The following is an 8,826-nucleotide window of genomic DNA, read 5'->3' as shown; positions in this document are numbered from 1 at the left end:
TCGCCGACATAGGACGAGATCATCTTCTTGATCTGGCGGGTTTCGAGCAGGCGGCTGAGGCCAATGCCGTCGACGCCTGCATTGTTTGAGACCACCGTCAGGTCCTTGACGCCAGAGTCGCGGATCGCGTCCGACAGCGTCTCGGCGATGCCGCAAAGGCCGAAGCCGCCCGACATGATCATCATGCCGTCTTTCAGAACACCCTCAAGAGCCGACTTGGCGTCGGGATAGACCTTGTTCATGCTGGGACCTTTGAACGAAGAAAAGTCGACCTCGGCGCGCACACCAGGAAATCGCAGCGAACCCACGCGCGACGCTCAACTTTAGAGGGGCTGGGAAGCATTGCGCAAGCCGGCGGATACTAACTTCACAAATTAAAGTTACTAGATGTCGATTTAAGTTTGGTTCATTGGGATCCGGCCGGGTTTACGATAGCAGGAAGTCCATGTCACACGATCAGTTCGCCATCGAGGCCGTCACTCCTTCGTATTGGGAGATCACGTTCAGGAATCCTCCGATCAATCTGATCGGACCGGACACGATCCCTCAATTGAATGCGTTGCTCAGGCGGATCGAGGCGGATCCGAAATTGACCGTTGTGGTGTTCAGGAGCGACGATCCCGATTTCTTCATGGCGCACTACGACATCGCGACGGATATCGCAGCCTTTGCGGCCCTTCCGCCTGGCCCTACCGGCCTTCATCCATGGAACGACGTGCTTGTGCGGCTTTCGCGCGTTCCCGTTTTGACGATTGCGGCCGTGCGTGGCCGAGCTCGGGGCGCGGGTAGTGAATTCGCGTTGGCCTGCGATATTCGTTTCGCGAGCCTTGAGAAGACGATCTTGGGCCAATTCGAGGTCGGCGGTGGCGCTGTGCCCGGCGGCGGACCGATGGCTCGGCTGTCCAGGCTGGTCGGACGTGGCCGCGCTCTGGAAATACTCATCGGCGCCGACGATATCAGGGCCGACGTTGCGGAGCGATATGGCTACGTCAACCGGGCCGTGCCGGACACCGAGTTCGAAGGCTTCGTCGACGCCTATGCGACACGAGTAGCCGGATTCGAGAAGGAAGCCATCAAAGTTACGAAGGGATTCATCGACGAGGTAACGCTGCCTCCGTTGGCTGAACTGGCCCCAAACATGGCAGCCTTTTTCGCCTCGGTCGCCCGCCCCGAGACACAGGCGCGCGCGATTGCCCTCTTCAAGGAGGGATTGCAGACCCGCGCCGAAGTCGAGTTGAACCTCGGGGAGTACGTAGCAAGATACACTCCCGGCTCATAACCTGGACGGCGGACGCTCCGGTCGATCCTCCGCTGAGCATTTCCCGGCCGGCGACGTCCGGCCGGCGTCGCGCGCGGTATCCCGATCGCCTTCCCGTCGGAGAGAACGTCGGCTGGACGCTTCCGATGTCGATCCGACCGCGGAGCCGCGTTGACCGGGGTCGACGTCTCCAGCTCCGTCTGCAGCGACGCGAACCAGTCGCCGGACACGCAGGAAACCGCCGCATTCTTGATCTTGCCGGCGACAAGGTCGGTTGAAGACGATCAGGAGCCAGCCGGCCCTGGACAAATTGGCCAACGCGGCGGAGGCGCCCGACCTTATGCACATGCATACACTCAATACGCTATTGCGTATAGACCGCGCAATCGGACGATGTCTGAATACGAAGCGTATTTCGCGCGCGTGACGCCCGTTAGTTGTAGCCGGATTTTTCAATAAGGCTCGCGTAGAGCAAATTTGTTTTGGCTTCCACTCGGAAGCAGGAAATTGAATATGAGGCCGCGTACCAGGCTCATTAAGGGTTTGCGATTGAGTCTCGACCATCTACGGGTCGGACGGGACGGAATTCTACTGGTTCACGGCAATTCGTCGAGCAAGGACGCATTCTCTCGACAGATAGCCGCGCTCACGCAAATCGGTCTAAGTGTCGTGGTCCCGGACCTTCCCGGGCACGGGGCGTCTGAACGTTCCAAGATGCCTCAGCGGACTTACAGCTTTCCAGGCTACGCGGAAGTCCTTCACTGTCTCATGGCGGAGCTCGGATACGACGCCTACCACGTCTTCGGCTGGTCGCTCGGAGGTCATATCGGGTTAGAAATGCTTAGCCGCTACGCTGCGGTGCGATCGCTTCTCTTGACCGGTACCCCTCCCGTGTCGCTCGATCCCGCCGGGATCGCTGCCGGCTTCAACTGGACACCATCGACGGCTCTTGCCGGCAAGCGCCACTTCTCAAACGATGACGTCGTCAGATACGTCGGTGCCATGATGGGCAGCCGACGGCCTTCGGCAGCGCAACTCCGCGCGGCGACCGCGACGGATGGGAACGCTCGGTTCTGGATGGTCCGCAACGGTATGTCGGGGGTCGGCGCGGACGAAGTGCGGACCGTGTCGTCGGACAGCAGGCCCCTCGCGATTGTACAGGGCATCGAAGACCCTTTCATCAATATCGGCTATCTGCTCGACCTTTCATACCGGAACATCTGGGGTGGTGCGCCCATAGTGGTCGACGGGGGACACGCGCCTCACTGGCAATCGCCGGCGATCTTCAACGGTTACATGCAAGCATTCTTCAACTCGGTAAACTGAACCTATTGGAGCGGGGGCACCATGGCCGCAACTATCGAGGACTTCATCGAACGAACACAAGACATAAGCTCCGAGCAACATCTGAAGCAGATATTTCTGTCCGCCGTGAGCGCGGCGGGCTATGAAAACGCCGTCTTCGCACGGGCTAAGAACAAGTCGCTGGTCTCGATACCCTGGAGCGAGTTTCCACCTGGATATTTGGACACGTACAAAGCCTCGCAATGGGATCGGCTAGATCCAGTCGTCCAACATGTCCAAGTGGCGCGCGGTCCGTTTCGTTGGCGCGACGCGCAAGGCGGGGTATTTTCGAGGGAGCAACAGGTCTTCTTCGAAGAATGCCGGGAACTGGGCGTTCATTCGGGCATCACCATCCCGATGCGCGGTCCGGGTCGCGAGACCGATCTCATCAGCCTTAGTTTCCGAGAGCGCGGCTCCATCGATCTGGACCGATCGGCGTACATCTACTCGCTCAGCATTCACTACTGGCTCAAATTTTGCGAACTCGCCGACCGGCGAATGCCGCCGGAGGTCGCATTGACCACGCAAGAAGTCGAGTGTCTGCGATGGTGCAAGGAAGGGAAAACGAACTGGGAAATCGGCGAAATACTTTCAATTTCGCAAAAGACCGTCGAATTTCATGTCGGCAACGCGATGCGGAAACTGGGAGCGGGAAATCGGATAACCGCGGTCATCATGGGAATCAAGACCGGCCTCATTGCGCTGTAGCTTCTGGATAGATGACTGCCGCGGCTTGAGCACCGTCCGGACGATATCGGCCAGACGGGCGAGAGTGGTCTTGAACAGGTCGAGGTCGATGTTGATAGGAGCCATGATCTTGAGGACCTCATCTCGGGGACCGCAGCACTCGATTACGATGCGACTCTGCGCCGCGAGATCTGCGGCCGCGATCGCATGATCGGGCGTGACGAACTCGAGTCCCCGCATCATACCCAATCCCTTCGACTTCAGCTGATCCGCAAATTCCTCCTGCAACGAACGGCACCAATCTTCGAGAAGAGCGCTTCTGTCCTCTATGGCCTTTTCGAATCCGCCGTCCCACAATTCGATCGCAGCATGTGCGGTCACAAATGCGAGGGAATTGCCTCGGAACGTGCCGTTGTGCTCGCCAGGAGACCAGACGTCGAATTCGGGCTTTACCAGCAATAGCGACATGGGAAACCCGTATCCGCTTATCGACTTTGCGAGACAGACCAAGTCGGGCACGATGCCGGCTCTCTCGAAGCTGAAGAACGTACCTGTGCGGCCACATCCCGCTTGGACGTCATCGACGATCAGCAGTGAGCCCAGATCCTTTGCGACGTCCGCGAGCGCGGCAAGCCAACCGTCCGACGCGACGTTCAGCCCGCCCTCCCCCTGCACCGTCTCGACTACGAACGCCGCAGGTGGATCGATTCCTCCCGAAAGATCTTTCGCCATCGCTCGAAAACGAAGGAGATCGTCGAGCCCGGCTCCGTGATAGCCATCATAAGGCAGCCGCACGACGCCATTGAGCGAACCACGCGCCGACCTTCGAACCGCCGAAGATGCCGTGGCCGACAGCGCCCCCAAGGAAACACCGTGAAAGGCGTTGGTGAAGGCCACGACGGTCTCACGCCCTGTGGCCTTGCGGGCGAGCTTCATGGCCGCCTCCACACAGTTCGCCCCTGTCGGCCCGGGAAACTGAACTTTGTAATCCAACTTCCTAGGCGTGAGAATCTGATCGTAAAGACCGTTCAGGAAGCGGTATTTCGCGATGGTATGAAAATCCAGCGCTGCGGCGATTCCGTCCTGCTGGATAAAATTGAGGGCGGCCGCCTTCAATCTCGGATGGTTGTGCCCATAGTTGAGCGCTCCGCAGGCGGACATGAAATCGACATACGACCGCCCCTCGTCGTCGATGATCACCGCACCGTTGGCCGATTTGAGCAGTGCCGGAAGCCGTCTACAGTACGAGCGGACCTCGGACTCGTGGCTCTCGAAGAAGGCGACGTGAGCTCCGAAAGCTGAGACGTTCTCGCTCATGCGCTCGTTCCTTCGGGCCACCGCTTCTCGGCGATGGCGATCAACCGCAACTTATCTCGGATCACGAGGATATCGTCTGCTATCTCCGCGTACCCTCTCTCTATCGCTACCCTACTCAGATATGTGAGCGCGTCGGCCATGTGGCAGGCCGCATCCTCGTCCGTGGCGCCAACGGTCCGCCCATCACTGCTCATGCGGCGGTCCTGCCGGCGACCTCGATCGGGCTGCCAGTCAGCACCGGAGAAATGATGCCAAATCTGTTGCAGTGAACCGATGGCCGAATCTTGTCGGTAGAGACAAAGAAAGCCCTTTCCATCTCGCCCTCGATGAGATGTGCCGGCCCCAACCACTGGATCCCCGATCGGATAAAGTGAGCCAACAGATGCTCGCGCGTGACGCCAATCATTCCGGAGCCGCCATGAAACGAGATGAACTCCTGAATGGCGCATAAAAGCTCGGGAAATATGCGTTGCCTGACGAACGGCGGGACCCCTTTGTCGACGCACACGCGCGTCACTTCGAATATTCCCGACGAGGACGGCATCTCGCCCTCGTCGATCAGATACGGCCAATAGCTCTGCAACATATAGGGTCTGGTCGTACGCAATAGCCGAGCAACGCCTCTCACCACTTTTTCGTTGTCGCGCCAAACGAGGTATGTCGCCGCCGGAGTGTCGAATTCATCGAATTCCAGGCCGTCCCAGGACGAGTGATCGAGCCTGCGGCGACGGACGAAGACCTCGAAGCGCAGACGAGCTTGCGAAGCGAAAGCGTCCTGGAAGTGATGCGCGGTTGCAACCGAGAACGCTTCGATCATGGGATGTCGCTCCTAAGGCCTACGATAAGCAAAGGGACACCACGAAAGCTACTGGGGGATTCCCTTGGGCAGGTGTCGTCATTCGTTCTCGGAGCATGGTCGAGCTGAGGTGGTTCCCGGCGGCGCAGTCGACCGGTCCGCGGCCGCAAACCGAGACGGGGCGGCACTTGCCGGGTTAGTAGGCGGCGAGCAAATTCGACGCCGAACGAAACTGAGTGAACTAGGAGTCCTCCTAGCTTGACGGCGGCAAGCTCAATTGGCTTGCATCGTCAGGGATCTATACACTTCGCGGCTGGGTAAGCGGGAGCAGGCTATGACCGAGACTGGGGTGGCTGGCGAAGAAACTGCCAAGATCAGCAATTTCGACAAAGTATACGACAGCGAATATCGCGAGATAAGATCAAACGCGCAGGCGAAAGGCGAAACGGCCTCCATCGAACATAAACCGACGACTGTTCACTTGATGATTGGCCTTGCCCTTTCCGGTGGAGGCGTCAGATCAGCTTCGTTCAGTCTCGGTGTTCTGCAGGCTTTGCACGCCGCAGGGAAATTCAGAGGAACCATTGATTACCTATCGACCGTATCGGGAGGGGGATATATCGGTACGTCGACGACGGTCTCCATGTCCTACAGCGGCGGACAGTTCCCCTTCGGGCGGACGGGTCACGATCCTGGAGAAACGGAAGAGACGGGCCACATACGGGACAATTCCCGCTACCTTCTGCAAAATGGAATCGGCTCGGCGATTTCGGCAGCCGTGATCTACCTTCGCGGCATCACCATGAATGCGATCGTCCTGATGCCGTTTCTGCTCGCGGCCGCCGCTGCCCTGATCCTGATGAACCCGGACACGAGGCGGCTCCTTTCGACGCCTGGTTGGCTGGAATTTCTACCCGTATCGATCCGCGCTAATGGTTGGGCTTTCACCTTTTTGGCGGCCTGCATATTGGCCGTCCTGCTCGTCATATACGCCATCGGCGTGTCCGTGTTTCCGATCCTGCGGAAGGAAAAGCGTCAAGCGATAGCAAAGGTCGCGGCCATCGTTCTCGCACTTCTGGCGCTCCCCCCGCTCCTCGAATTCCATTTTTGGATTCTCCGACACATGTTCGGAATGAGCCAGGCAGATGTCGTCGCGAATCCAGGCATTGCCACCTACAACAAAAGCCAAGCTCAGCCTGGCGGGTACTTCGAGAATATCTCGCGCGTGGTCACTTGGCTCACGCCGGTCGTCCTCGTGGTTCTTCCCTTCGTTAGACCGCTGGCGGAAAAAGCCATATCGGGTGCCGAAAGCGGCCTGATCGCCGTTGTCTCCAAGTGGACAAGTCGAATAATTCTATTCGTCGTGGCTGCTGTAGGTCCGCTCATCATCTGGCTGGCGCTCCTTCAGTTGGCTTATTGGGGTATCGGGGTCACGTCCTGCTCGGAGGCAGCGTTACCGTCATGCACGAGCTGGCATCATTCACCCGCGTTTCTCGCCTCGCTGTTCGAGCACGTAGGAGGGAGAGTTGTGTCCTCCGTCCATGGCTGGTCGGCGATCGTGTACGTCGGATTTGCCGCCGCCTTCCTGTTCTTCTGGCCATTTCTGAACGTGAATTCGAACTCGTTGCATCAGCTCTACCGCGACCGGCTCGGCAGTGCATTCCTCTTCCGGCGGACGGGAAGGTTCGACGCGGCCGGCAAGGCAGTGCTTGACGGCGCCGACGACCTGAAATTCAGCGAGGTCGTACCCGGCGCAGGTCCTTATCACATCATCAACACCGCACTGAACGTGCCGGGATCGAGCTTCGCCAACAAACGTGGCAGAAATGCTGATTTCTTCTCGTTCACAAGGCAGTTCGTGGGAAGCGAAGCGACGGGATACGTTCCCACTGATCTCGTCGAGACAGTTACCGACGGCCTGAATATCGGGACTGCCATGGCGATATCTGGAGCCGCTGCCGCTCCGAATATGGGCATGGCGTCCATGCGCCCGCTGTCCCCGACCATCGCGTTGTTGAATGTCAGGCTTGGAAGATGGCTCCGTCATCCGGCCGACATTGCCAACCTGGCAAAAGCGCGTTCGTTTACAAAGTGGTGGCTGGGAAAGCCTGGGCCCACTTATTTACTCAGGGAGGCATTCTTCAAGTCGGGGGCGACCGTCAGCGAAACGGGCAAACCCAGCGAGAACGGAGGCCACCCGAAGAGTGCCGGCTTTGTCTTCCTCACGGATGGCGGCCATATAGAAAATCTGGGCATCTACGAACTTTTGCGGAGGCGGTGCGAAACGATCATCGCCGTCGACGGCGAGGCCGATGAAGAAATGACGGCTTCATCCTTGGTCCAAGTCCAGCGCTTCGCGAGAATCGATCTCGGCACGATCATCACGATGGAATGGCAACCAATTTCCGAACGCTCTCGCCTCGTGTCGCAAAAGATCAAGGCCGGAGAAAGAAGCCCGCAGGCAGGCCCTCACGTGGCTCTTGGCCTCATCGACTATCCACCTCCGCCGAACTCTCAGGCCGTCGCTAAGATCGGCGCGACCTCGAACGAGCAGGAGCCGGAGAGGCAAAAGGGCGTGCTGATCTATATCAAAGCATCTCTTAGCGGGGACGAGAACGACTATGTAGCGGCCTACAAGGCCGCAAATCCGACTTTCCCGCACGAGACAACGATGGACCAGCTATTCACCGAAGAGCAGCTGGAGTGCTACAGGGCTCTAGGCGAGCACGTCGGGCGTCGAATGATTTCCGGAGAAGACAAAGTGTCGGTGGCGAGCGGTAGCAAAGATTTGCTTCTGAGGCTCGCACGACGAACCTTCCCGAACATCGATGCATGAAGTCCCTTGTCATTGGTTTGATCTGATTGTCGGCCCCTGCTTCTCGTCAGGTGGCGCGCCAAGGCTAGATTGCTGGTTTGGAGCCTGAGACTCGTTTCTGCTGTGTTCGCCGTCGATGGCGCGCCAGTCTCCGCCGGTTTCCTGTGATCGATAATCTGGCGACACGCGTTTTCGGCGCGGCCACGCTATGGGAATTCACCGGATCGAGGCGCGTTATCGTATGAGGTTCGATACCTAAGCCCTTGCTCTCCATGAATTCGACGACCGATCGCCCTTTATCGGTTATCGCCCAACCTCCATCCCGCCTCACGACGAGTCCTTGTGAGAATATGTCGAGAGGCGCGACTCGCGAGGCCAGTCTCTTGGTACGTTCGGCCCAATCGCTGCCGCTGGTAGCCAATATTGCCATATCGCGCTTGAGTTCGGTAAGAGATGCCAAGCCCCCTGGGTAGCTCACTAGAATTTTGAGCACCGCTACTTGGAAATTCAACGAACAGCCTCGAATCGCGCGAACGCGATCGCGACGCGCTTTGAAGTTTTCCAATTATCGCAACCAATTGTCGGTTCTACAAGATAACGTGCGAGTGA

General features: G+C 58.4%; 8 protein-coding genes. 4 read left to right on the top strand and 4 right to left on the bottom strand.

The genetic code is table 11. From position 1 onward, the window contains the following. A partial coding sequence (locus tag AC0L20_RS32200; protein WP_473293876.1) for a CoA-transferase occupies positions 1 to 242 on the bottom strand: 242 nt, incomplete at its 3' end. Positions 243 to 445: 203 nt separating this feature from the next. Here AC0L20_RS32200 and AC0L20_RS32195 point away from each other — a divergent pair. From AC0L20_RS32195 to AC0L20_RS32185, 3 genes are all read left to right on the top strand, one after another. Next, a complete protein-coding gene (locus AC0L20_RS32195; protein WP_473294574.1) occupies positions 446 to 1,279 on the top strand; it encodes an enoyl-CoA hydratase/isomerase family protein in 834 nt (277 codons plus the stop codon). 492 nt (positions 1,280 to 1,771) lie between these two features. Then, positions 1,772 to 2,584 carry an alpha/beta fold hydrolase gene (locus AC0L20_RS32190; RefSeq protein WP_473294573.1) on the top strand — a complete coding sequence of 271 codons (813 nt, stop codon included), beginning with the start codon at positions 1,772 to 1,774 and terminating at the stop codon, positions 2,582 to 2,584. A gap of 21 nt (positions 2,585 to 2,605) precedes the next feature. Continuing rightward, positions 2,606 to 3,310 (top strand): helix-turn-helix transcriptional regulator, encoded by a 705-nt coding sequence (locus AC0L20_RS32185; protein ID WP_473294572.1) that lies wholly within the window; start codon positions 2,606 to 2,608, stop codon positions 3,308 to 3,310. Here AC0L20_RS32185 and AC0L20_RS32180 read toward each other — a convergent pair. The 3 genes from AC0L20_RS32180 to AC0L20_RS32170 are packed head-to-tail and all read right to left on the bottom strand — an operon-like array spanning position 3,194 to position 5,423. Next, positions 3,194 to 4,606, bottom strand: a complete 1,413-nt coding sequence (locus tag AC0L20_RS32180; protein WP_473294571.1) for a diaminobutyrate--2-oxoglutarate transaminase — start codon at positions 4,604 to 4,606, stop codon at positions 3,194 to 3,196. The genes AC0L20_RS32185 and AC0L20_RS32180 overlap by 117 nt on opposite strands. Beyond that, a complete protein-coding gene (locus AC0L20_RS32175) occupies positions 4,603 to 4,800 on the bottom strand; it encodes a hypothetical protein (protein ID WP_473294570.1) in 198 nt (65 codons plus the stop codon). Before AC0L20_RS32175 ends, AC0L20_RS32180 begins: the two co-directional genes overlap by 4 nt. Continuing rightward, complete coding sequence (locus AC0L20_RS32170; protein ID WP_473294569.1) at positions 4,797 to 5,423, bottom strand: acyl-homoserine-lactone synthase; 627 nt, start codon at positions 5,421 to 5,423, stop codon at positions 4,797 to 4,799. Before AC0L20_RS32170 ends, AC0L20_RS32175 begins: the two co-directional genes overlap by 4 nt. Before the next feature lie 313 nt (positions 5,424 to 5,736). On the opposite strand from AC0L20_RS32170, the gene AC0L20_RS32165 reads away from it, so the two are divergent. Continuing rightward, complete coding sequence (locus AC0L20_RS32165; protein ID WP_473294568.1) at positions 5,737 to 8,238, top strand: hypothetical protein; 2,502 nt, start codon at positions 5,737 to 5,739, stop codon at positions 8,236 to 8,238. Positions 8,239 to 8,826: the final 588 nt, after the last annotated feature.

It is taken from the genome of Bradyrhizobium sp. Kon58 (assembly GCF_055807455.1).
The sequence above is the reverse complement of the archived record's forward strand: the minus strand, read 5'-3'. Positions and strand labels throughout refer to the sequence as shown.

Bases quoted from the DNA above. Each gene is read 5' to 3' on its own strand.
- AC0L20_RS32185 (WP_473294572.1), top strand. From the start codon at position 2,606: ATGGCCGCAACTATCGAGGACTTCATCGAACGAACACAAGACATAAGC.
- AC0L20_RS32165 (WP_473294568.1), top strand. From the start codon at position 5,737: ATGACCGAGACTGGGGTGGCTGGCGAAGAAACTGCCAAGATCAGCAAT.
- AC0L20_RS32175 (WP_473294570.1), bottom strand. From the start codon at position 4,800: ATGAGCAGTGATGGGCGGACCGTTGGCGCCACGGACGAGGATGCGGCC.
- AC0L20_RS32195 (WP_473294574.1), top strand. From the start codon at position 446: ATGTCACACGATCAGTTCGCCATCGAGGCCGTCACTCCTTCGTATTGG.
- AC0L20_RS32190 (WP_473294573.1), top strand. From the start codon at position 1,772: ATGAGGCCGCGTACCAGGCTCATTAAGGGTTTGCGATTGAGTCTCGAC.
- AC0L20_RS32180 (WP_473294571.1), bottom strand. From the start codon at position 4,606: ATGAGCGAGAACGTCTCAGCTTTCGGAGCTCACGTCGCCTTCTTCGAG.
- AC0L20_RS32170 (WP_473294569.1), bottom strand. From the start codon at position 5,423: ATGATCGAAGCGTTCTCGGTTGCAACCGCGCATCACTTCCAGGACGCT.